The 24,655-nt window shown below is 35.6% G+C and carries 15 protein-coding genes, 3 pseudogenes and 3 riboswitches; of the genes and pseudogenes, 10 read left to right on the top strand and 8 right to left on the bottom strand.

Annotated features, from left to right (window positions below; genetic code table 11):
• Nucleotides 1-9: 9 nt before the first annotated feature.
• Nucleotides 10-1,311, bottom strand: a complete 1,302-nt coding sequence (locus ACUN0F_RS31605; RefSeq protein WP_264462483.1) for an MFS transporter — start codon at nucleotides 1,309-1,311, stop codon at nucleotides 10-12.
• Between the two features lie 142 nt (nucleotides 1,312-1,453).
• Complete coding sequence (locus ACUN0F_RS31600; RefSeq protein ID WP_264462482.1) at nucleotides 1,454-2,980, bottom strand: FAD-dependent oxidoreductase; 1,527 nt, start codon at nucleotides 2,978-2,980, stop codon at nucleotides 1,454-1,456.
• Nucleotides 2,981-3,561: 581 nt separating this feature from the next.
• On the opposite strand from ACUN0F_RS31600, the gene ACUN0F_RS31595 reads away from it, so the two are divergent.
• On the top strand, nucleotides 3,562-4,647 hold the full coding sequence (locus tag ACUN0F_RS31595) for a fatty acid desaturase family protein (RefSeq protein ID WP_064477210.1): 1,086 nt from the start codon (nucleotides 3,562-3,564) through the stop codon (nucleotides 4,645-4,647).
• Between the two features lie 52 nt (nucleotides 4,648-4,699).
• On the opposite strand, the gene ACUN0F_RS31590 is transcribed toward ACUN0F_RS31595, so the two are convergent.
• The 3 genes from ACUN0F_RS31590 to ACUN0F_RS31580 all read right to left on the bottom strand — a co-directional run bounded on the left by ACUN0F_RS31590 (nucleotide 4,700) and on the right by ACUN0F_RS31580 (nucleotide 7,124).
• Entirely contained in the window at nucleotides 4,700-5,392 is a 693-nt protein-coding gene (locus ACUN0F_RS31590; protein WP_000461606.1) for an amino acid ABC transporter permease, read from the bottom strand.
• 93 nt (nucleotides 5,393-5,485) lie between these two features.
• Entirely contained in the window at nucleotides 5,486-6,280 is a 795-nt protein-coding gene (locus tag ACUN0F_RS31585; RefSeq protein WP_046953749.1) for an ABC transporter substrate-binding protein, read from the bottom strand.
• A gap of 121 nt (nucleotides 6,281-6,401) precedes the next feature.
• Nucleotides 6,402-7,124 carry an amino acid ABC transporter ATP-binding protein gene (locus ACUN0F_RS31580; protein WP_064477213.1) on the bottom strand — a complete coding sequence of 241 codons (723 nt, stop codon included), beginning with the start codon at nucleotides 7,122-7,124 and terminating at the stop codon, nucleotides 6,402-6,404.
• A gap of 179 nt (nucleotides 7,125-7,303) precedes the next feature.
• Here ACUN0F_RS31580 and ACUN0F_RS31575 point away from each other — a divergent pair.
• Together ACUN0F_RS31575 and ACUN0F_RS31570 are read left to right on the top strand one after the other, a co-directional pair.
• Nucleotides 7,304-7,684 (top strand): annotated as a pseudogene (locus tag ACUN0F_RS31575) (HAMP domain-containing protein); the annotation flags it as partial.
• 369 nt (nucleotides 7,685-8,053) lie between these two features.
• Nucleotides 8,054-8,626: pseudogene (locus tag ACUN0F_RS31570) on the top strand (methyl-accepting chemotaxis protein); the annotation flags it as partial.
• A gap of 31 nt (nucleotides 8,627-8,657) precedes the next feature.
• On the opposite strand, the pseudogene ACUN0F_RS31565 reads toward ACUN0F_RS31570, so the two are convergent.
• Nucleotides 8,658-8,792: pseudogene (locus tag ACUN0F_RS31565) on the bottom strand (BBE domain-containing protein); the annotation flags it as partial.
• 230 nt (nucleotides 8,793-9,022) lie between these two features.
• Between ACUN0F_RS31565 and ACUN0F_RS31560 the strand changes: the two are divergent.
• The 4 genes from ACUN0F_RS31560 to ACUN0F_RS31545 all read left to right on the top strand — a co-directional run bounded on the left by ACUN0F_RS31560 (nucleotide 9,023) and on the right by ACUN0F_RS31545 (nucleotide 16,458).
• Nucleotides 9,023-10,687 (top strand): glycoside hydrolase family 13 protein, encoded by a 1,665-nt coding sequence (locus tag ACUN0F_RS31560; protein ID WP_445540762.1) that lies wholly within the window; start codon nucleotides 9,023-9,025, stop codon nucleotides 10,685-10,687.
• A 205-nt stretch (nucleotides 10,688-10,892) separates the two neighbouring features.
• Nucleotides 10,893-12,530, top strand: a complete 1,638-nt coding sequence (locus ACUN0F_RS31555) for a PTS transporter subunit IIBC (protein ID WP_064056276.1) — start codon at nucleotides 10,893-10,895, stop codon at nucleotides 12,528-12,530.
• 4 nt (nucleotides 12,531-12,534) lie between these two features.
• Nucleotides 12,535-13,326: an endonuclease/exonuclease/phosphatase family protein gene (locus tag ACUN0F_RS31550; RefSeq protein ID WP_445540761.1), complete on the top strand. Its 792-nt coding sequence runs from the start codon at nucleotides 12,535-12,537 to the stop codon at nucleotides 13,324-13,326.
• 306 nt (nucleotides 13,327-13,632) lie between these two features.
• Nucleotides 13,633-16,458 carry a YhgE/Pip family protein gene (locus ACUN0F_RS31545; RefSeq protein WP_445540760.1) on the top strand — a complete coding sequence of 942 codons (2,826 nt, stop codon included), beginning with the start codon at nucleotides 13,633-13,635 and terminating at the stop codon, nucleotides 16,456-16,458.
• Between the two features lie 41 nt (nucleotides 16,459-16,499).
• Here the strand turns inward: ACUN0F_RS31545 and topB are convergent, their stop codons facing one another.
• A complete protein-coding gene (topB, locus tag ACUN0F_RS31540) occupies nucleotides 16,500-18,689 on the bottom strand; it encodes a DNA topoisomerase III (RefSeq protein WP_445540759.1) in 2,190 nt (729 codons plus the stop codon).
• 424 nt (nucleotides 18,690-19,113) lie between these two features.
• Nucleotides 19,114-19,223, top strand: a riboswitch (TPP riboswitch).
• A 63-nt stretch (nucleotides 19,224-19,286) separates the two neighbouring features.
• Here topB and thiM point away from each other — a divergent pair.
• Together thiM and thiE are read left to right on the top strand one after the other, a co-directional pair.
• Nucleotides 19,287-20,102: a hydroxyethylthiazole kinase gene (gene thiM / locus ACUN0F_RS31535; protein ID WP_097858171.1), complete on the top strand. Its 816-nt coding sequence runs from the start codon at nucleotides 19,287-19,289 to the stop codon at nucleotides 20,100-20,102.
• A 16-nt stretch (nucleotides 20,103-20,118) separates the two neighbouring features.
• Complete coding sequence (gene thiE, locus ACUN0F_RS31530) at nucleotides 20,119-20,778, top strand: thiamine phosphate synthase (RefSeq protein WP_445540758.1); 660 nt, start codon at nucleotides 20,119-20,121, stop codon at nucleotides 20,776-20,778.
• A 115-nt stretch (nucleotides 20,779-20,893) separates the two neighbouring features.
• Here thiE and ACUN0F_RS31525 read toward each other — a convergent pair whose 3' ends face one another.
• On the bottom strand, nucleotides 20,894-22,207 hold the full coding sequence (locus ACUN0F_RS31525) for an anaerobic C4-dicarboxylate transporter family protein (protein ID WP_000498712.1): 1,314 nt from the start codon (nucleotides 22,205-22,207) through the stop codon (nucleotides 20,894-20,896).
• Between the two features lie 283 nt (nucleotides 22,208-22,490).
• Nucleotides 22,491-22,575, top strand: a riboswitch (cyclic di-GMP riboswitch).
• Nucleotides 22,576-22,718: 143 nt separating this feature from the next.
• Between ACUN0F_RS31525 and ACUN0F_RS31520 the strand changes: the two genes are divergently transcribed.
• Complete coding sequence (locus ACUN0F_RS31520) at nucleotides 22,719-24,458, top strand: methyl-accepting chemotaxis protein (protein WP_445540757.1); 1,740 nt, start codon at nucleotides 22,719-22,721, stop codon at nucleotides 24,456-24,458.
• Nucleotides 24,459-24,519: 61 nt separating this feature from the next.
• A riboswitch (TPP riboswitch) is annotated at nucleotides 24,520-24,621 on the top strand.
• Nucleotides 24,622-24,655 lie beyond the last annotated feature (34 nt).

The raw sequence follows: 24,655 nt of genomic DNA, 5'->3' as shown, positions 1-24,655 counted from the left end.
GCTCTTTTTTTATTTTGTAGGAATAAAGAAAACAGATATAGCTGCAAGAAGACCCGCGAATGAGAATAAGTAAAAATTCCATGCTAAGTCATATTGCATTGTCATAATAATACCGACAAGAATAGGACCAGCAATCGCACCAACTCGGCCAAGTCCAAGTCCCCAGCCTAAGGAGGTAGCTCGGATATGGGATGGGAAGTATTGTGTTACATATGCATTTAATATTTGAGTAATACCGACTGATCCAATTCCAGCAAGGCCGATTAAAAGATAAATGATTGTAACAGATGGTTTAATTGTTAATAGTCCAATACATATAGCTGCCATAAGATAGGAGATGCTAATAACAATTTTAGCCCCTATACGATCCGCGATTGCTCCAGCAAATAATGCACCGATAGCGGCAGTAATATTTAGCATAAGTAAAAATGATAGACTAGATCCAAGAGGGTAACCTGCTTGGCGCATCATCTGCGGTAACCAAGTGTTTAAACCGTATATTAAAAACATTCCCATTATATAAGTAATCCAAAAAAGCAGCGTCGCTTTTATGTACTCTTTTGAGAATAACGTAAGAAATCCATTTTTCTTTCGTATATTAGGTGGGGCTTGACGAGTTTCCTGTTTTGCATTGAATTCAATTTGAAAACGATTAAGGATTTGTTCCACTTCTTCTTGTCGATTACGTGATAACAAAAATTGAATGGATTCAGGTAAATAACGAATGATGAAAGGAATGAGGAGTAGTGGAATCATTCCGATGCCAAACATAATTCTCCATCCGAAATCTTCTAACATAAACATAGACAAAATAGCACCTAACACGATACCTAAAGGATAGCCAGTAAACATAAGAGCATAAATAAAAGATTGTCGCTTTTTTGGTGAATATTCAACAGTAAGTGCTGAAGCTGTTGGAATAACACCGCCTAATCCGATTCCTCCGATAAATCGAGATAAACCAAATAATTCAGGGGAAGGAGCAAGTGCAGCAAGGCCCATTGTGATGGAGAAAAGTGCTAAACAGCATATAAGCGTCCATTTTCGTCCAATTAGATCTGTAATGGTTCCAACTAGAATAGCGCCAATAAACATTCCAAATAAAGCATAGCTAGCAATTGTACCAGCGTGTGCCGGTGAAAGTGCCCAGCTTTTGTCTTCTAGGAGCTTTGGCAGAACGGCACCGTAAATACCTAAATCATATCCATCAGCTAGAATGGCTAGCCAACAAATAAAAACAACAAGTTTTGTAATAGAGCTTGAAAAGATAGTTTTTGTAGATTCTATATGAGGTGGAGCTGAAGTTTGCATAGTATTCCCTCCTTTTATTTATAGATAAATATATTATTTTATTTGATGTTAATATTTCCCTTCTTATGTCGAAGTTTATCTGAAAAGGTTTTACAACAAATAAAGAAGTTCAACAGGAATCCTGTTGAACTTCTTTATTTGTTTACTCATTATCAACTCGTTTTAACGGTTGATCTGCTGGACCTTCCATAACATCTCCCTCAATTGAAAAGCGGGAACCATGGCAAGGGCAGTCCCAAGTACAATCACCATTATTCCATTCAACTTCGCAGCCGAGATGTGTACAAGTTGTATCGACAATATGTAATTTCCCATCTTTGTCCTTATAAGCACCTGCTCGTTTCCCATTAACATGTACGACAGATCCTTCACCAACTTCGAGATCTTCTGGCTTACGTAATGCGGTTTCAATCTTTCCTTCAATTAAATGTTTCGCAACATCAATGTTCTGGGAGAGGAATGTTTTTATATCTGGATTTGCATGGAAGCGTGATGGTGCATACAGTTCCTTATAGGGATTGTGGACTTTTAGAATGGAGTCCTTCAGTAAATGAGCGGCAGCAGTTCCAGTTGTCATTCCCCATTTACGATATCCAGTTGCAACAAATATATTTGGATTTCTTTCGTTAATATGTCCGATATAAGGAAGCTTATCTAGCGTGATTAAATCTTGTGCTGACCATCTATAGGGAACTTCATCTACTCCAAACGTTGCTTCCGCAAAAGAATACAGTGCTTCGTAATGAAGCATCGTGTTTATTCCTTGTCCTGTTTTATGACTTTCTCCGCCAATTAAAATTAATTGTTCTCCATTGTTTGTTGTATAGCGTAAGGAGCGTTTTGGATCATCAATACTTAAATACATGCCACCTGGATAATCTGTTTTTGCTTTAATGGCAAGAGCATAAGAGCGTTCTGCGTACATTCGCGTAAAGAAAAAGCTATTCGCATCATAAAAAGGAAAATGTGAACAAGAGACAACATATTCACAAGTGATGCGATGTCCGCTCTTTGTAATGACTTGTGGATAATCACCCTTTTCCACATCAATAGCTGTTGTTTGTTCATAAACTTTTCCGCCCATCTCTACAAACTTTTCTAAAAGTGTTTTCAAATAAAGAAGGGGATGGAATTGGGCTTGATTTTTCATGACAAGTGCAGATTGTACTGGAATTGGAATCGATAGAGATTGAACATAGTCACAAGGTATATTTAATTTTTGATAGGCTTCATATTCTTTCGATAAATTTCTTAATCCATTATCAGTAGTTGTATATAAAAATGAATCTTCATTTGAGAAATTACAGTCGATTTTATATGTTTTCACCGTCTCATTTATGAATTGTAGAGCATGATTATTTGATTCATAGTAAAGCCTCGCTTTTTCCAAACCAAAATGATTTATTAATTCATCATAAATAAGATCGTGTTGTGCTGTTACCTTTGCTGTTGTATGCCCAGTCGTTCCATTTAAAATAAGACCAGAATCAATTAAAACAACATCGATGCCTTCTTTCGCAAGTAAATAGGCAGTAGTAATACCTGTAATACCGGCACCGATAACGGCAACTTTTGTCTTTACATTTTCAGATAAAGGGGGAAAAGCAGGGATTTGAGTAGATTCAATCCAATAAGATAATGGGAATTGTGGAAATGTATCGCTTGTCATTATAGAAACCTCCCGATTTTAGAACAATTTTCCTTTTAATATTTCCATAGGATATGAAATTCATGTGTGCTGTTTTAGAGAGAGCCTATTTTTATTAAAAGAAAGATAAAATTATTTTAATATAATTTTGGTGTTGTCGGTATGAAGAGATAGGAGTTGTGCAAAGCTAGATTCAGGTGAGTTTATTTGTTGTTTACACAGAGAGTTCTTGAATAAGATAGAGTCTATAGTATGTCAGCATATGTATATGCATAATGGGTAAAACCTTATAAAATCTATGTTTTTTTCTTTAGTGGAATAAAGTATGATTATAAAAGTATAACCAACTTTTATTACTAGGTCATAAAAGTTGTTGACAATATGGAAATTCTATTGATATGATTCATCATGTGGAAAGGTTGATAGAGAGTAAAAAGAGAAATGTTTTTCATTGATAATAAAAGCGAAAAGATAAGTGACGATAGAGTGAGTATATTTTCCTTATACATAGATGCTTTTTAATCAGCTAGTAAAATCAATCTGGAAGCAAGAATTGATATATGTAAGTTGCGCAAGACGCGGCATAAGAAAGGGGCAAAAGGATGAAGGAGCTTCATACGTTTGGGTGGTATGCAGCACGTGTATCACCACATTTGCCGAAAAAAGCATTTAAACCAGTTCCTACACGTTTATTTGGTGGACTGGCTTATTTGCTTGTGGCATTGGCGGGGTTAATATCGATTGGTGTATTTGAATTGAATGTGTGGGCGAATCTAGGAATTGCGATTGTTCTTGGATTATGTTTTGCTTCACTTGGATTTTTAGGACATGAAATTTTACATGGAACTGTTGTAAGAAAAGCATGGCTTCGTGATTTTTTAGGCGCGATAGCATTTATGCCATTATCAACTGGCCCGAAGCTTTGGAGAAAGTGGCATAATGCAACGCATCATGTTCATACACAACATGAAGAAAATGATCCAGATGCATGGCCTACACTTGAGAAACTGAAAAAGAGTAAGTTTTTAAGGTGGGTATATCGCATGCCTCTTCATGTTCGTTCATTCTTTAGTTTTCTGTCACTAACCATTCAATTTACGTTACATTCGACTCGAATGTTCTTTCATTTTATAAAGGAATTTAAGTCATCCAATCAAAAATCTGTATGGCTTCAACTTCTTTTGCCTTGGACTGTTTGGATTAGTTTATTGTTTATTATGGGACCTGGAAAATGGTTATTTGCATATGTAATTCCATTGTTAATTGCTAACTTTATTGTAATGGCATATATCGCAACAAATCATCGCTTAAATCCAATTGTTCCAGTAAATGATCCGTTAGCGAACTGTTTATCAGTAACAGTACCGCGCTGGGTAGACGTTTTACATTTCAATTTCTCATATCATACAGAACATCATTTGTTCCCTGCTATGAGCTCTAAATACTATCCGTTAGTAAAAGAGAAAATTAAAGAAATGTGGCCGGAACGCTATCATGAGATGCCAATGACAAAAGCTTTGGCAGCGCTATGGAATACACCACGTGTGTATTATCAAGGAAGTGAATTAGTGGATCCGCATAGAGAGCATTTCTATGGTTCTTTAGGAAATGGACTAGATCCTCATAATATTTCATATCGTGAGGAACATATAGAGGAAGAAGAGAGTATTAAAAAAGTAAATCAGTAAAAATTGATATATTTTGCAGTGAAAAAGCAAGCCATTTCAGGCTTGCTTTTTTTTATAAAGAGACTTCTTTTTTATTCTTTTTGCTAAATTGAACTGAATTTGTTTCTTTTCGTTGTAATCGTTTCTCTAAAAGATTAACAAAATAAGTAAATAGAAGAACAAGTACGAGGTAATATAAACCAACGATTATGTATGTATCTAATTGTTGGAAGTTACTTGCAGCAATTGATAAACCTGATCCCCATAATTCGGACAATCCTACATATGCAACGAGAGAAGAGTCCTTTAATCCAATAATAAACTGATTTCCTAAAGGAGGAAGAGATTGACGAAATGCTTGCGGTAATACAATACGGCGCATTGCTAAAGGATAAGGCATACCTAAAGAACGAGCAGCTTCCAATTGTCCACGGTCGACAGATTGAATGGAACCGCGGAAAATTTCAGTAATATATGCACCGTTATGGATTGCTAAAGCAATTGCTCCTGCCCAAAAAGGAGTGAAGACAATAATCGATGTAATACCGAAATAGAGAATGGCAATTTGAACAATTAAAGGTGTACCACGAATAATGGCGATATATACATGAGCAATACTATTTAAAATCTTATTGTTAGAGATTCGAAAAAAAGCGAATAGTAATCCAATTAGTGAACCAAGTAATAGGGATGTTAGTGTTAATTGTAATGTGACAATAGTAGCCTTTAAGAGTGTGGGATAAGTAGACATAAAAATTTCAAACATATGTGTCACCTCATATTGTATGGATTTTGGTAGGGAATGAAATACCCCACATAAAAAGTGGGGCATAATGTATGAAACATTTGACTAGCTAATTTACTTCGTTTTTTCCTCTTCGCCGAGAATATTACGCCCAAACCATTTTTTACTGATTTTTTCATACGTACCATCTTTAATGATTTCATCTAAAGCTTTATTTACTTTCTCAACCATTTCTTTATCATCTTTACGAATAGCAATTCCCATTTCATCAAGATTTAATGGTTTTCCAGCTTCTTTTATATTTGATTTACCTTCTTTGATCATACGTAAACCGACCATTTGATCAGTGATTACTGCATCAATACGTCCAGGCTCTAAGTCCATAAGTGCAGTAATATCGCTGTCATATTCTGTGATTTGATCTGTATGTTTTGCAACAAGGTCTTTAAAGGTACTAGCCTTTACAACACCAATTTTCTTACCTTTCAAATCTTCTGGAGAAGAGATAGATGTATTCTTTTTAGCCACAAAAATTTGGGCACCAGAACGATAATAAGGATTTGAGAAACTAACAGCTTTTAAGCGTTCTTCTGTAATTGCCATACTGCCCAATATAGCATCATATTTTTTCGATTGTAGACCTTGAATTAGCGTTTCCCATGGATTTGTAATAGGAGTGGGTTTCATATTCATTTTTTTCGCAAGTGCCTCACCAATTTCCACATCAAAACCGGCAAGCTTTCCGTCATTTTCTTTATAGTTAAAAGGTTTATATAAGCCACTCATCGCATAACGAAATTCTTTTTTACCATTTGAAGAAGTAGTAGCACTTTCCTTACTACAGGCTCCTAGTATGAAGGATGTACATAATGTAATACTCGCAACAATGGTTAATAGTTTTCTTTTCATAAAACCCCTCCTATATATTGATCATACGGATGGTTTTAAGTATGTTACTGAGATATTTTATTTGGACAATTAGTTGTGCACCGTATGAATGTATTTCTTTTCATTTGAAACAGAAGTTACATTATAAAACGTTGCGTAAAAATTGTTTTGCTCGTTCATGTGATGGAGCTGAAAAGAATTGTGCTGGCGGAGCGTCCTCTACAATCTTTCCGTCATCCATAAATATGACGCGATCAGCTACATCTCTTGCGAAATTCATTTCATGAGTAACGATAACCATGGTCATTCCTTCTTCAGCAAGTTCTTTCATAACTTGCAATACTTCTCCAACAAGTTCAGGGTCTAAGGCTGAGGTAGGTTCATCAAATAGCATAATTTTAGGATTCATAGCAAGAGCTCGTGCAATAGCAATGCGCTGCTTTTGACCACCTGACAGGAGGTGGGGAGTTACATCTGCTTTATCTTGTAGACCGACTTTTTGCAAAAGCTGATTTCCAATTTCCTTAGCATTTGTTGTTTCTAATTTTTTTACATGAATAGGTGCTTCTATGATGTTTTCTAGTGAGGTCATATGAGGAAAGAGGTTAAAGTGCTGAAAAACCATTCCGACATTTTCACGGACTTTGTTTAAATTTGAATGCTGTGGATCAATTCGTTCACCTTGTAAGTGAATTTCACCTTCATCGTACATTTCTAAAAAGTTAAGACAGCGAAGTAATGTACTTTTACCGGAACCACTGGCACCAATTAAAACAACAACTTCTTTTTCTTTTACTTGTAAATCAATTCCTTTTAAAACATCAAGCGAGCCGAATGATTTTACTAGATTTCGAACCTGAATCATACAAAACCCCCAGTCAAAATATATTTTACAAATGTTGCCCCTTATTTCTGTTATTAGTCATAAATTGTCAGAATCCTTTATTTTTTTCGGGTAATTTGATATTCAAAGAAATAATGATTTTAAAAATCCCTATATCTTTCTATAACGAAAATATAGATAATAATATATAGGTAGTACTTATGTTGCTTATAAAAAGGGGGAAAGAAGAGATGGAAAAAGAAAGGAAGACATTTTCCTTTGGCTTACGTACACAACTTATGCTATTTACTACAGTTTTAGCTTTTATTACATATTCAACAAGTATATTTTTTATTTACGTGATATACGATTATTTTCAAAGTTATGTAAGTCAAACTGTTTATAATATTATCGTTATGTTATTAGGCGTAGTATGGTCTGGAATTTTAGCGTATGGAGCAGCAATCTTTTTAATTAAACCACTTCGGAAGTTGGAGGAGGCTGCAAGGAAAGCGGCCGATGGCGATATTCGTGAAGATGTCCCGTTACCAAAAACAGATGATGAGATTAAATCTTTAAGTGTTGCATTTAATATGATGCTAGGGAACTTAAGAGGTATGGTAAAAAATATTGATACTACATTTTCGTATACAAATAATCAAGTTCAGCAAATTAGAAGTCAAACGGGGGAAGCGACAAAGCAAGCACGAGGTGTGTCTGAAACCCTTGCAGAGATTTCTTCTGGCGCCGAGCAATCAGCAGCTTCCATTCAGGCGATTGTTTCTGCTGTTGATACAACAACTTCTATTGCGAGTGAAGTAGAAGAAAAAGCAAAACAGTCTGACGAGTTGTCTTTAGAAATGGTTCAAGCTTTAGGGCAAAGTACACGAGTCTTCACTTCTTTAATTCAAGGTATTCAAACATTGGCAAAAGAAAATGAAAATTCGATGCAAAATGTACAGAAGTTAGAAGAACGAATGAAACAAGTAGAACATATTGTTTCTGTTGTGAGTGAGATTGCTAGTCAAACGAATTTATTAGCACTAAATGCTTCTATTGAGGCAGCTCGTGCTGGAGAGCATGGAAGGGGCTTTGCAGTTGTAGCTGAAGAAGTACGTAAACTTGCCGATGAAAGCGATCATTCTGCAAGAAATATATCGCAATTATTACGGAATATGCAAGAAGAAGTGCAACAAGTCGCATTGAAAATGACAGAGCAAGTGAACACAGCTAAAGAAGAGGCGAAACGTGGGGAAGCTACTGAATTAATTTTAAAAGAAATGTCATCAAGTATTATGGAAGTTGCTGATGCAACGAAGCAAATTAGTGGCTATATGAACGAACAAGTGAGTCATATTCATCAAACAGGAGCACAGACGAAGGCTGTAGCAGCAATTGCTGAGGAAACATCAGCTGGTTCACAAGAAGTAGCACGTGTGACGCTGCAACAATCTAAAAATATGGTAGTAATCGATCAATTGTTAAAGGATTTAGAAAAGCAAGCAGCAGACTTGAAACAAACAATTGAACGATTTTCAATGTAAAAAGGAAGAACAGCATTCTGTTCTTCCTTTTTTACGTATGAAAAGGAGGGATACTTTGTTGAAAACGAAAAACATTGCAAGGATCATATATGGTTTTCACTTTACGCAATCTTTGAAAGTTAGGGCCGTAATAACTAGTTTGCCAATTTTTAATGTCGATATCGGGCTAATTAATTGATAAAGCTTTCTCGTAAATCTTTAACCGAGCATATACGTGCGTGGACAAGAGCAGGTGAGGAATGAGATTTGCTTTTGTGAGAAATAAATAAAGCATAAGAATAAGGAATCTACATAGAGTTCAATGAAAACAGTTGCAAACTATTCATATTTTGTTATGATAGTGTTACGAAAACGTTTGCATAAAATTCTGATGGGATGCAAAAGGAGAGAATGACTATGAAAAAGACATGGTGGAAAGAAGCGATTGCGTATCAAATTTATCCGCGTAGCTTTATGGATTCAAATGGTGATGGTATTGGAGATTTACAAGGTATTATTGCAAAACTGGATTATTTAAAAGATTTAGGTATAGATGTAATTTGGATTTGTCCAATGTATAAGTCACCTAATGATGATAATGGTTATGACATTAGTGATTATCAAGATATCATGGATGAGTTTGGTACGATGGAAGACTTTGATGCTTTACTAGATGAAGTTCATAAACGTGATATGAAGCTTATTATTGATTTAGTTATTAATCATACAAGTGATGAACACCCATGGTTTATTGAGTCTCGTTCATCTAAAGACAATCCGAAGCGTGATTGGTATATTTGGCATGATGGTAAAGATGGTGCGGAACCAAACAACTGGGAAAGTATTTTTAATGGTTCGGCATGGGAATATGATGAAGTAACAGGACAATATTATTTACACTTATTCTCGCGTAAACAACCAGATTTAAACTGGGAGAATAAAGAAGTTCGCGAAGTGTTATACGATACAGTTAATTGGTGGCTTGATAAAGGAATTGATGGTTTCCGAGTGGATGCAATCAGCCATATTAAAAAAGAAGATGGTTTCAAAGATATGCCAAATCCAAAAGAACTAAAGTATGTACCATCTTTTGATAAACATATGAATGTGGATGGTATTCAACCTTTATTAGAAGAGTTAAAAGAAAATACGTTTTCTAAGTATGATATTATGACTGTTGGTGAAGCGAATGGCGTTAAGATTGAAGATGCTGAGCTTTGGGTTGGAGAAGAGCAAGGTAAGTTCAATATGGTATTCCAATTCGAACATTTAAGTTTATGGGATGCAGAAAAGAAGAAAGATCTTGATGTTGTAGGTTTGAAAAAGGTATTAACGAAATGGCAAAAAGGGTTAGAAAATAAAGGATGGAATGCCTTATATATTGAGAATCACGATAAGCCACGTATCGTTTCAACTTGGGGAGACGATAAACAATATTGGCGTGAAAGTGCAACAGCTCTTGGAGCAATGTATTTCTTTATGCACGGTACACCGTTTATTTATCAAGGACAAGAAATTGGGATGACGAACGTTCAATTCCCAAATATTGAAGATTATGATGATGTAGCAATTAAAAATTTATATCGAGAGAAAATTGCAGAGGGCGTATCACATCAAGATATGATGGAAATTATATGGGCTTCTTGCCGCGATAATTCACGTACACCTATGCAGTGGAACGATGAGATGAATGCTGGCTTTACAACAGGTGCATCTTGGTTTGGTATGAATCCAAACTATAAAGAAATTAATGTTGAAAAGCAAAAGAATGAAGAGAACTCTATTTTCAATTTCTATAAGAAAATGATTGCCTTGAAAAAAGAGCACGATGTACTGAATTACGGTACGTATGATTTACTTTTAGAAGATGATCCACAAATTTATGCATATACTCGTACATTAAACGATGAAAAAATTGTTGTAATTAGTAATATCTCAAAAGAGGTAGCTGTGTATAATGAGGGTTTATTTGCACTAGAACGCAAACGTTTGCTTTTAAATAACTATGAAGTTGTAGAAAATGAACAAGTAACTTCAATCACGTTAAAACCTTATGAAACAAGGGTTTATCGCATTTCATAATAAAAAAGGATGCTCTTAGAGCATCTTTTTTTATGAAAAAAAATAAATTTCTATTGCAAAGTGAAAACGCTTTTATTAAAATAGATTTATGAAAACGGTTGCGTAAAGATAAAAATAAAGTAGCATAAGGAATCGTTTTCATAATAGAAACAGAAATTATCATTTAAATCATTATGTTGTTATAAATAAAGGGGAGGAAGAACAGATGAAAATTACGTCTTTTGATTTTTGGCAAAAGTTCGGGAAAGCATTATTAGTTGTTGTAGCTGTAATGCCAGCAGCTGGTTTAATGATTTCTATCGGTAAGTTAATTGGGATGTCTGCTGGGGATATTAACGCAGTTCATACAATCGCTCGCGTAATGGAAGACATAGGTTGGGCAATTATTACAAATCTACACATCTTATTCGCAGTAGCAATTGGGGGATCTTGGGCGAAAGACCGTGCAGGTGGTGCATTTGCAGCGCTATTAGCATTCGTCTTAACAAACAGAATTACAGGAGCTATATTTGGCGTAAACGCTGAAATGTTAACGGATTCAAAAGCTACAGTTTCTTCAGTATTAGCAGGAGATTTAGTTGTAAAAGATTACTTCACTTCTGTACTTGGTGCACCAGCATTAAACATGGGAGTTTTCGTAGGGATTATCACAGGTTTCTTAGGAGCTAATTTATATAACAAATATTATAACTATAACAAACTGCCACAGGCATTAGCATTCTTTAATGGAAAACGATTCGTACCATTCGTTGTAATTGTTTGGTCTACAGTCACTGCAATTGTATTATCACTTTTATGGCCGTTCATCCAAAGTGGATTAAATGAATTCGGTCGCTGGATTGCAGCATCTAAAGATAGTGCACCAGTTGTTGCACCATTTGTATATGGAACGTTAGAGCGTTTACTATTACCATTCGGTTTACATCATATGTTAACGATTCCGATGAACTACACAGAGCTAGGCGGAACATATACGATGTTAACTGGCTCAAAAGTTGGACAAATTGTAGCAGGACAAGATCCTTTATGGCTTGCATGGATTACAGACCTAAATAATTTACTAGCAAATGGAGATACGAAAGCATATAACGATTTATTAAATAACGTTGTACCAGCTCGTTTCAAAGCTGGACAAGTTATTGGTTCAACAGCAGCGTTAATGGGTATTGCTTTCGCGATGTTCCGTAATGTTGATAAAGAAAAACGTGCAAAATATAAACCAATGTTCTTATCGGCTGCATTAGCAGTATTCTTAACAGGTGTAACAGAACCAATTGAATTCATGTTCATGTTTATTGCTCCAGTATTATATGTTGTATATGCAATTACAACAGGACTTGCATTCGCATTAGCAGATTTAATTAACTTACGTGTTCACGCATTTGGATTTATTGAATTAATTACTCGTACACCGATGATGGTTAATGCAGGACTAACAAGAGATTTAATCAATTTCGTTATCGTTTCATTAGTGTTCTTCGGTCTGAACTTTACATTATTCAATTTCTTAATTAAAAAATTCAATTTACCAACACCAGGACGTGCAGGTAACTATATTGATAATGAAGATGAGTCATCAGAAGGAACAGGAAATGTACAGGATGGTTCATTAGCAACAAAAGTTATTGATTTATTAGGTGGTAAAGAAAATATTGCTGACGTAGATGCTTGTATGACGCGTTTACGTGTAACAGTAAAAGATTTAGATGTTGTTGCACCAGAAGCACAGTGGAAACAAAATGGTGCTTTAGGACTTATCGTAAAAGATAAAGGTGTACAAGCAGTATATGGTCCGAAAGCTGACGTATTAAAGTCAGACATTCAAGATATGTTAGGTGCGTAATAAGATGAAATTGCTAACTTTAAACTGTCACTCTTGGCAAGAAGAGAATCAAATGGAAAAGATAAAATATCTTGCTAAAGTCATTCAAGAAGAAGAGTACGATGTCATCGCATTGCAAGAAGTAAGTCAGTCGATACAAGCTGAAAATGTATGCGGTAACAAGAAAGAAGATAATTTTGGACTTTTACTATTAGAAGAGTTAAAAGCGTTACATGTAAAAGATTACAATATTATTTGGGATTTCTCTCATATTGGTTATGATGTGTATGAAGAAGGATTAGCGATTATAACGAAGCATAATGTTGTAAAAGAAGATACGTTCTTTATTTCAGAAAATAAGGATACAACGTATTGGAAAACACGCAAAATTGTAAGTGCGACAATTGCTTATAATGATAAGAACATAACGTTTTACTCTTGCCACCTCGGTTGGTGGAATGATGAAGAAGAATCATTCAAAGATCAAGTTAATCGTTTGATGGGGCGTGTAGATAGTAATGAACTTTCCTTCTTAATGGGTGATTTTAATAATAACGCTCGTTTACAAGGTGAAGGTTATGAATATATGATGCAAAAAGGTTTGTATGACACATATGAACTAGCAATAGAGAAGGATGAAGGAACAACTGTCCAAGGTGAGATTGCTGGTTGGGATGAAAATAAACATAACTTACGAATCGATCTAATATTGTGTAACCAAAGTGAAAAAGTTCGTTTTTCAAAAGTCATTTTTAATGGTACGAACAGAAATGTAATTTCAGATCATTCCGGTGTAGAAGTACAAGTAGATATATAATAGAAGAAATCCTCACAGATGATGAAAAGCTGTGAGGATTTTTTTGAGGAATACAAGTATTGCCAAGAGAAAATACTTGTATTTTTTATGACATTTCCTATATATTTGTTATTATTGAATGTAAAACTAATTTGGTCATTTTGTATGCATACTTTTTTTACTTCGTTATATAATGAAGTAAGTGAAATATTTAATGGGAAAAATAGTGTATTTTCGTTTAATCCACGATGTAGAAAGTGATATAATTGCAAAATGTATGTATCATTTTCTAAAGAAGGAAAAATATATAATTAGGTGATAAATTCTATGAAACAAATTTGGCGTATTTATAAGACAGATTTACGGAATGTAGCTAAACATTGGGCTGCAATTGTTATTGTTTTAGGGTTAATGATTTTACCATCGTTATATGCATGGTTTAACATTAAAGCTTCTTGGGATCCTTATGGAAATACAAAAGAGGTTCCCATTGCCGTTTCTAACCAAGATGCAGGCTCTAATTTAAGAGGGAAAGATATCAATATCGGGGACGAGATTGTAGATTCTCTAAAGAAAAACAAGAATCTTGGTTGGAAATTTGTAGACCAAAAGCAGGCGATTTACGGAGTTGAGCGTGGGGATTATTATGCAAGTATTACAATCCCAAAAGACTTCTCTGAAAAAATTGCAACTGTTCTGGATGAAAATCCACAAAAGCCAGAACTTGATTACTATGTAAATGAAAAAGTAAATGCGATTGCACCGAAAATTACAGCAAAAGGTGCATCAGGTATTACGGAAGAAATTAGTAAAAACTTCGTTAAAACAGCGAACGGTGAGATTTTTAAAATCTTCAATGACCTTGGAATCGATTTAGAAACAAACTTACCAAGTATCGAGAAAGTAAAAGACCTTGTCTTTAAGTTAGAAGCGCAGTTCCCAGAAATGAATACATTAATGGATAAGGCGTTAGATGATGCAACTCGAGCAGAGGATCTGGTAAAAGTAGCTCAGAAAGAGTTGCCAGTTGTAGAAAGTGTTATGAATGATGGGCAAGAAGCGTTAGGGAACTTAGATAAGTTCTTTGCCAACAATGATGAAACATTAAAGAATGCACCTGGAACAATGAGAAATAATTTAACTGTAGCAAAAGATGTAATGGATAAGGCCAATACTTTTACGAACTTTTTAATGAATCCAGGGATAGACCTTTCTGGTATGAAGGGATTACCGGAGTTTCCAGCACGCCCGGATCTTTCAAAGATGAACGATGAAGGTTATAAGAACATTGCAAGAAACATTAATCAAACAGTGAATAATGTTTTAAACTCAGCACGTGCAGGAACAGCATACGGAAAAAGTGTTGTGAATGGATTGCAAAATGGCCAGTTTGATCCAGAAAAGGCAAAACAAGACCTTAATGCGGTTTCTGAAAATCTTCAAGGTCGTACAGATAGTATTGCATACCTTATTAATGTATTTACTGAACTTCAAAAATCGGCGACGACTGATTTTGGTCAAAGCTTTTTCCAAGGGCGAGTGGATCGCTTAACTAAGCTGAAAAGCGGTATGGAAAATGCAAACAACGGTATTAAAGATATTGTAAATGTTATCGGTACAGGACAAGAAGTAAAGAAAGATGTAACAGATGTAGCGAATCAAAAATTAGATGCAGCAAATGGATTAATTGATCAAGCGGAAAAAGATTATAATGAAACGTTTGTAGCAGATTATAAAAAAGCAGTTAGCACAGTCGATCAAGCTAAAGCCGATGCAAATGAAGCATACGATAGTGTGAAAAATGAATATGAAAAGGCAAAAAATAATTTAGAAGGTGTTATAGCAGACGTAAATAATAGAGGTGTTAATGGATTAGATAGTGCAAAAGTAGCTTTAAACGATTTAAATGGTCAACTACAAGCTACTAATAATCTAATTGGTGATGCGATTCCGGTTCTAGAAAGCACAAATAAGGTATTAGCAGATGTAGATAGCGGAAAAAACCTTAATGGCGGAATTGCAAAATTGAACAAAATACAAAATTCTGTTCAGAAAGGTATAGATGCAACGAATAAGGCAACTACACTAATCAATAATGGACAGAAACCTACAAAAGAGGTCGTAGAAAGTATTAATGAAGCGACTAAAAATGCTTCAGCTCAATTAGGCGATTTCTTAGCAACATATGATTCAGAAATCGTTCCAAACTTTAACACAGCAATTGAACGTACGAAACGTATGTCTAAAAACACATCTCAAATTTTAAAAGAAGCAGACAAAAAGCTTCCAGATGTTAAAAAGCTACTAGAAGATTCATCAAAAGGCTTAGTAGATGGTAGAAAGAAATTAACAGACATTAAAGCTGAAATGCCGGAGACTGAGAAAAAGATTAAAGACTTAGCAAATAAAATTCGTGATTTTGAATCTGAAGAGGATATAAAAGACATCATACGCTTATTGAAAAATGATGTTGAAAAGCAAAGTGATTACTTCGCGAATCCAGTAAATTTAAAAGAGAATAAGTTATTTGCGATGCCAAACTACGGTTCAGCGATGTCACCATTCTATACAGTGCTTGCATTATGGGTAGGCGCATTATTAATGGTTTCATTATTAACGGTAGAAGTGCATGAAGAAGGCGCGAATTATAAGAGTCATGAAGTTTACTTCGGACGTTTATTAACATTCTTAACGATAGGTCTTTCACAAGCGTTTATTGTATCGATGGGAGATATATTCTTACTCGGCACGTACGTAGTCGATAAATTCTGGTTTGTGTTATTTAGTTTATTTATTGGCGGAGTTTTCGTTTGTATCGTATACTCACTCGTTTCTATTTTCGGAAACGTTGGGAAATCGATGGCGATCATTTTACTTGTACTGCAAGTAGCGGGATCGGGCGGAACATTCCCAATTCAAATGACACCAGCGTTTTTCCAAGCACTTTATCCGTTCTTACCATTCACATACGCAATTAGTGCAATTCGTGAAACAGTGGGTGGAATGCTTTGGGATATAGTAACTAGAGATTTACTTGTGTTAAGTGCTTTCGTAGTAGTTATGATTGTTGCTGCATTATTACTGAAAACACCAATTAACAAATCAAGTGAAAAGTTTGTTGAGAACGCAAAAGGAAGTAAAATTATTCATTAAAAATAAAAGGTTCCTACCGATAGTGGTAGGAACCTTTTTGTTTAATCAAATTTTAATTTCTTTAATGCTTCTGCGAACGGATTGTTTAATGGTTCTTCTTCTTTGTTCTGCTGTTTCATATATTTTTGAACGTCGCGTTTATCAGCTTTGCTTCCAGATTCCTTTTTACGTCTTTCTTGGAATGTGGATAATTTCTCGCGATAGCCACATTTACATGCAAAGATTTGTCCTGCACCTTCACCACGTAATTCTAACTTCTTCTTACATTGCGGACAACGAGCGTTTGTTGTACGAGATACATTTTTACGATGACCACATTCACGGTCTTGGCATACAAGCATTTTTCCTTTTTTGCCGTTTACCTCTAGCATTGGTTTACCGCAATCTGGACAAGACTTTGTTGAAATGTTGTCATGTTTATATTTTTTATCACTCGATTTTATTTCAGAAACAATTTCTTTCGTATAGTTCTTCATTTCTGAAATGAATACTTCTTTTTTCAGTTTACCCTTTGCGATTGCTTCGAGTTTTTGCTCCCATTCACCAGTTAGTGTAGGAGATTTCAGTTCTTCTGGCACTAAATCAAGTAACTGACGGCCTTTTGAAGTAATGTGAATATCTTTACCACGTTTTTCAAGTAAGAACGAATTGAATAACTTGTCGATAATATCAGCTCGTGTCGCTACAGTACCTAATCCACCAGTTGACTTTAACGTGTCAGCAAGTTGTTTGTTTTGCGTATCCATATATTTTGTAGGATTTTCCATTGCTGAAAGTAAAGTTGCCTCGTTAAAACGTGCAGGTGCTTTCGTTTGACCTGATGTTTGCATAATTAACTTTACAGTTAATGTATCGCCTTTTTCAATGTGAGGTAGAAGTTGTTCTTTTACGTCATCAGTTATATCATCATCTTCAAAGCGATTTTCATATACTTCTTTCCAACCGGCATGTAGAATAGTTTTTCCACGTGCGATGAACGTTTCATTGCCAACTTTTGTGCGTAACGTTAGTTGCTCGTATTCGAATGCTGGGAATAAAACGGCTAAGAAACGTTTTACAACTAAATCATAAATTTTACGTTCTTTATCTGTGAAGGCTGAGAAGTTAACGTATCCTTCTGTCGGAATAATTGCGTGATGATCACTTACTTTACTATCATCAACAAATGACTTATTAGACTTGATAGGCTTTTGTAATACTTTATGTGCTAAAGGACGGTACTCTCCAACGCCACATGCTTTTAGACGCTCTGGAAGTGTTCCAACGATATCAGATGAAATATAGCGTGAATCTGTACGAGGGTACGTTAGCACTTTATGTTGTTCATACAATTTCTGCATAATGTTTAATGTTTCTTTCGCAGAGTAACCGAACTTTTTATTTGCATCACGTTGCAATTCAGTTAAATCGTAAAGACCAGGAGAGAATGACTTCTTCTGTTTTTTATCAATTTCCACAACGGTAGCATTATGCTTATCTAAACCTTTTACAATACCATCAATTTTTTCTTTATTAAAACTGCGGCTATTGCCGTTTGCATCTTGCCAAGTTAGTTTTAACTGACTCGTCGTTTGAGCCTCGATGCCGTAGTAAGTTTGAGCTTTGAAGTTCTTTATTTCGTCTTCACGATTAGCGATCATAGCGACAGTAGGTGTTTGCACACGGCCGCAATTCAGCTGGGCATTAAAGCGAGTCGTTAAAGCACGAGTCGCGTTAAGACCGATATACCAGTCAGCTTCTGAACGTGCAACTGCTGAAGCGTATAAATTGTCATATGCTTTACCTGGTTTTAAATTAGCGAATCCATCTTTAATTGCTTTATCAGTAACAGATGAAATCCATAAACGCTTAATAGGCTTCTGTATTTTAACTTTATCGATAATCCAACGTGCGACTAATTCGCCTTCACGTCCAGCATCTGTCGCTACAATAATTTCATTTACATCTTTTCTAAGCAGCTGACTTTTTACAGCATTAAATTGTTTCCCTGTTTGTTTAATAACAGTTAATTTCAAACGCTCAGGTAGCATCGGTAAATCTTCTAAATTCCACTTTTTATATTTCACATCATAGCTTTCCGGATCTGCTAATGTAACGAGATGACCTAAAGCCCAAGTTACAATATATTTACTACCTTCAAGGTAGCCATTTCCTTTTTTATCACACTTAAGTACACGCGCAATATCTCGTGCAACGGAAGGCTTTTCAGCGATTACAACGCTTTTTACCATATTTAAAACATCCTTTCAAATTTCCATACGTTAACTATAGCATACATCTTCTTGAGATTCAGTTTCGCTCCAGATTTGAACGTTTTTTAGTGGGATAACATCTGTTTGAGGGTGAATGATGGCGACAGAACATAATATGCGCCATGATGAGACTATGAGAAATAGATACTTATTTATCCCGCATTAACGGGCAGTAAGACCCCTACCTCAAAATTCAGCGGAAGCCAAGAAGTTAGGTAGGGGATCAACTGCCCATAAAAGCCCGATTGGTTCAACTAATAATCAGTGGGGGATGAACAAAGCCCCCACTGATTAAAGTTTCACTTTATTATGCGTATTGTTTTATCAGTTGCTTCTATATGAAATAGAAAAGTAAAGAACTTGTTATTTTACTAGAATAAGAGTAGACTTTGAAGTAGATGAATAATAAACACATGGGAGTTTGTGGATGCAAACTGAGAGTATGACTAATCCGTCATTGACCATTTGAACCTGTTGGATAATGCCAGCGTAGGGAGAGTGTAAAAGCACATGTTCAGGCACTTTGCGTACGCGCAAAGTGCCTTTTTGTGTATCTCCCATCACTATAGTTAGGAGATGAAAAGGATGAATATGAAAGAAATTAGTAAAGTAGTGGATTTGGTGAGAGAGTCTAATCCACTCGTGCATAATATTACAAATGTTGTTGTAACAAACTTTACAGCTAACGGTTTGTTAGCGTTAGGAGCATCGCCTGTAATGGCGTATGCAAAAGAAGAAGTAGCAGAAATGGCTAGCATTGCGGGTGCTCTTGTTTTAAATATGGGTACACTTCGTCCTGAAGAGGTAGAAGCGATGTTACTTGCTGGTAAATCAGCAAATGTGAATAATGTACCAGTACTATTTGATCCAGTTGGTGCAGGAGCAACATCGTATCGAACAGAAGTTGCGAGACATATTCCGGCTGAAATTGATTTAGCGATTATCCGCGGAAATGCAGCTGAAATAGCGAACGTTATTAATGAGAGATGGGAAATTAAAGGGGTAGACGCCGGTGTTGGAAATGGCAATGTCGTAAGTATTGCAAGGCAGGCAGCGGATGAATTAAATACAGTAGCGGTGATTACTGGAAAAGAAGATGTTGTTACAGATGGAGAACGAACGATCCTTATTCGAAATGGTCACCCTATTTTAACGAAAGTTACGGGAACTGGTTGTTTACTAACTTCTGTAATAGGAGCATTTGTAGCAGTAGAAAAGGATTATGTAAAGGCAGCAGTAGCGGCATTAACGTTTTATGGTGTAGCTGCGGAACTGGCAGCTGCTAAGACAGTGGAAAAGGGACCTGGTAGTTTCCAAATTGAATTTTTAAATCAGTTAGCGAATACCACTTCGGGTGATATTGAGAAGTATGGGAAGATTGAGCTTATATAGTAAGGAGGTGAACTAGATGCCCTGTATTACAAAGGCTGAAATGTCTAGATTATTATCAGTATATTTTATTATGGGAAGTAACAATTGTGCGAAGGGGCCACTACAAGTATTGAGAGATGCACTTGAAGGTGGTATAACAATTTTTCAATTTCGTGAAAAGGGGGAAGGGGCTTTAACGGGAGAGAAACGTATTTGTTTCGCGAAAGAACTACAAGCAGTCTGTAAAGAGTACGGTGTACCATTCATCGTAAATGATGATGTGGAACTAGCTATGGAGTTAGATGCAGATGGCGTGCATGTTGGCCAAGATGATGAAGGAATTACTTCTGTTCGTGAAAAAATGGGTGATAAAATTGTTGGTGTATCTACACATACAATTGAAGAAGCACGCTGGGCAATTGAAAACGGAGCTGATTATTTAGGTGTTGGCCCTATTTTCCCAACGAGTACAAAAAAAGATACGAAAGCAGTTCAAGGAACGAAAGGTTTAGCTTATTTTAGAGAGCAAGGAATTACAATACCGATCGTCGGGATTGGTGGCATTACAATTGAAAATACAGCGTCAGTTATAGAAGCAGGTGCGGACGGCGTTTCTATTATTTCCACGATTAGTTTAGCTGAATCTCCGTATGAAAGTACGAAGAAGCTAGTTGAGGAAGTAAATAGGGGTTTGTAGGAAAACGGAACTTCACAAAAATAGTAAAAAACATAATGGACGGTTAAAAATATTTAAACAAACGTTTGATTAAAAAAGCACAAACCCTTTAAAAATGTAGGTTTGTGCTTTTTCTTTAAAACATAATTGATATTAAAAGCATTCCAATTCCGATAGAAGTGAATGTTGCGATTAGGCCTGGAATCATAAAGCTATGATTTAAAACATATTTCCCAATACCTGTTGTACCAGTGCGATCGAAGTTAATGGCAGCAACGATTGTTCCATAGTTTGGAATGAAGAAATATCCATTTACTGCAGGGAACATTGCGATTAGTAGCGCTGGTGGAATACCGAGTGATAATCCAAGAGGCATTAAAGCACGTACTGTTGCTGCTTGGCTATATAGTAAAATAGATAGAATGAATAATGCGATGGCAAATAGCCATGGTGCACTTGTTACTAGGTGCTGAATTGATCCTTGAATCATATTTAAGTTTCCGTTAAAGAAAGTATCTCCCATCCAAGCGATACCGAAAATAGCAACAACTGCTGTTGCCCCCGCTTTAAAGACGTTACCAGACACGATGCTTTCTACATTTGGTTTGCAGAAAATAATAATAAGAGCTGCGATAGTTAACATAACCATTTCAATTGTGTTTGGCATGGAAAGACGAATTAACTTCCCGTCAACCATCCATCCTGGACGAAGTGCTTCAAATGAACCGAGAAGTACGACAAGGAAAGTTCCTACTAAGAAAAGGATAACGGATAGTTTAGCGCCTTTTAAACCAACAAATTCTTTCTTCTCTTCAATTTTAGGAATCATTCCTTCTTTTAAACGTTTCAAGTATTCAGGGTCTTCATTTAATTCTTTCCCCATTTTGCTAGCAACAAATGCAGCTACCATGCAAGCGATGAAGGTAGAAGGAATACTTACTTTTAAAATATCTAATAAGGTGATTTTATAGTCAGCTAGCATTGCTAAAAGTGCAACTGTTGCAGCTGATATAGGGCTAGCTGTAATTGCTTGTTGGGAAGCGATTACGGCAATTGACATTGGTCGTTCCGGTCTAATCCCAGATTCGCGAGAGACTTCTGCGATAACAGGAAGTACAGAATAAGCAACGTGACCAGTTCCTGCGCACAGTGTAAATAAATAAGTAACAATTGGAGCAAAGAATGTAATGCGCTTTGGATTTTTTCGCAATGCTTTCTCAGCTAGATGAACAAGGTAGTCCATTCCTCCAGCGGCTTGCAGTGCACCGGCAGCTGTAATTACTGCTAAAATCATAAGCATTACATCAATAGGAGGAGCTGTAGGTTGTAAGTGGAAGACAAAAACAAGTATTGCCATACCAACGCCACCCATTACTCCTAGACCAACTCCGCCTAGGCGTGCGCCAATAAAAATGCAGAGTAGTAACGTAAGAAATTGTAGCCAAAACATGATAAACTACCTCCGAAATTCATTAGTTAAGATATATTTGAATAATTTAATTTGAACGAAAATTAAAACAAATACTCAAAATAATCCTTGTGTTATATACATTTTTTATTATATAACACAAGAAATGTAACATTCACGAACTTTGTTAAATTATTTCGAAAAAATAATACATTGAAACTTTACATTTGCATCTCTAAATAGGTAGACATTTTAATTCTTATGTTGTAATCTTTGATAGAGAATAATTTAATTCTCATAGAACTCCCATATCGTTCAACTCGTTCAGCGAGAAAGGCAAACTGATGGAAACATTAGGACGCAAAACTACAGGAGCTAAGGTCGAAAGGCTATGCTAGCCAGTTACCGGACGGATAGGGTTGGTCTTGACCAATGCTCTTTTCATTGGTCTTTTTTTTGTTTATAAACAAATGAGAGCCGTTATCGTTTATTAATAAGGTATATATTTTAATAGCGTTACTTTATAGTAAGTTAATTAAGAAAGGTGATGTTAATGAGAAGATATTGGCATAAGCTATCATTTCTTCAAAAAAATGTATTGTTAACTGTGTTAGTTATTTTGACGCTTGTCGGTACTATGGGAGCGTTAAGTTTTAACATGTTTCAAAATAGCATGATGTCTATATTTGAAAGGCATTCTTTTGAAACAGGAGATACGGTATTACATAAATTAGACGCAGAAATATTGAGAGATGTTGCAAAAGACCCAACGGCAGAAAGAGAAAAGAGAGAGAAGTTAACAGAGAAATTAGATGAATCAACGGAAGAATTGAACAGTGTTGGACAAACCTATATTGTTGGAGCGAAAAAAAATGAAAAAGGTGAGCTACAAATCATTGATTTATCTACAGGTTTAGCAAATGTTGTTGAAGTAAGGCCGGGAGAATATTATAAACAACCAGACCTTTGGATGAAAGCATATGATAAAGTAATGAGCACAAAAAAAGCAAACATGACAGAAGTATATGAAGACGTATTAGGAACATGGGTAACGATATTAGAGCCTATTAAAGATGGAGAAGGTAACATTGTGGCACTTGTTGCAGCTGATGTAGATGCTTCTATTGTTCCTAGTACAAAAGAAAAGTTCATTATACAAGGTTTAATGTTTATTTGTATTTCTGTTTTAATTGCAACTTTTATTCAATTCTTAATTGTGCGTAACGCACTTGCTCCATTGCGGGATTTACGTGAAGGATTGCGCAGAGTCGGTAAAGGTGATTTAAGTATTAAATTAGAGGAAAGACCAGATGATATTGGTATTATTAATGCGTATTTTAATAATACCATTGAGAAGTTTAAAGGAATTATAGATAAAGTGAAGCAGGCAGCAGAACAGGTTTCCTCATCTTCGCAAGAATTGTCAGTGAGTACGAAAGAGAATAGCATGGCAGTCCAAGGAATCGTAAGTTCTATAGTTGAGTTAAGGGCTGGCGTTCAATCACAAGAAACTTCAGTACCAAAGTATTTAGGTATTGTATATGAAATGGAAGATAGGATGGAAGAGATAACTAATATTGCAAAACAAATGGCGAAAGAGTCTGAAGGTACGAAGCATCATTCAGTAAAAGGAAATGGTGTTATTGAACAGACGATTAATCAAATGAACATAATACAAAATGCAGTACAAGATTTATCTTCTATCATTCATTCTTTGGAAACAAGATCAAAAGAAATTAGTGATATTGTAAATGTAATTACAGGTATTTCAAATCAAACGAATTCGCTAGCTTTAAATGCTTCTATTGAAGCTTCACGTGCTGAGGCAACCGGAAAGGGATTTGCCGTTGTTGCTGATGAAGTGCGAAAATTAGCAGAGCAGACGGAAGCATCAGCAAAAGATATAGCGAAATTAATAGGGGAAACACAAGTTGAAACGGAAGAAGCTGTTGTTTCAATACAAAAAGCTTCAAAAGAAGTAGAATCCGGAATTAAACTTTTTCAAAGTAGTGGTGCTTTCTTTGAAAAAATTTCAAAATCAGCACAATCTGTTACAAATCAAGTTAGAGTTGTTTCTAGAAATTCAAGTGATATATTGCAAAATAGCCAAAATATTGTTCGTGTTGTAAATGAACTATCACTTATTGCAAATAAGTATGCAAATAGTAGTAATAATATTGAAGAAAGTATGAAAGAACAGGAAATGTCTGTACAAGATATTGCTGAATTAGCTAGTTCTTTAAGCTGGCTTTCACAGGAGTTACAAGAGTTAATAGGGGAATTCAAAAGTTAAATGAAATGATTATACGTGCTTTTGTTTGTTCAATAAAATAAATCATGCTACAATGAAAACGAATTAAGGACCGGGGAGCCAATTGGCTGAGAGGATGTAAACAAACATCGACCCTCAACCTGATCTGGATAATGCCAGCGTAGGGAGTTACTTAAAGTGATGTAGCATATGTTATTCTATAATAACTTGCATACAAG

It is taken from the genome of Bacillus sp. 1A (assembly GCF_052682215.1).
The sequence above is the reverse complement of the archived record's forward strand: the minus strand, read 5'-3'. Positions and strand labels throughout refer to the sequence as shown.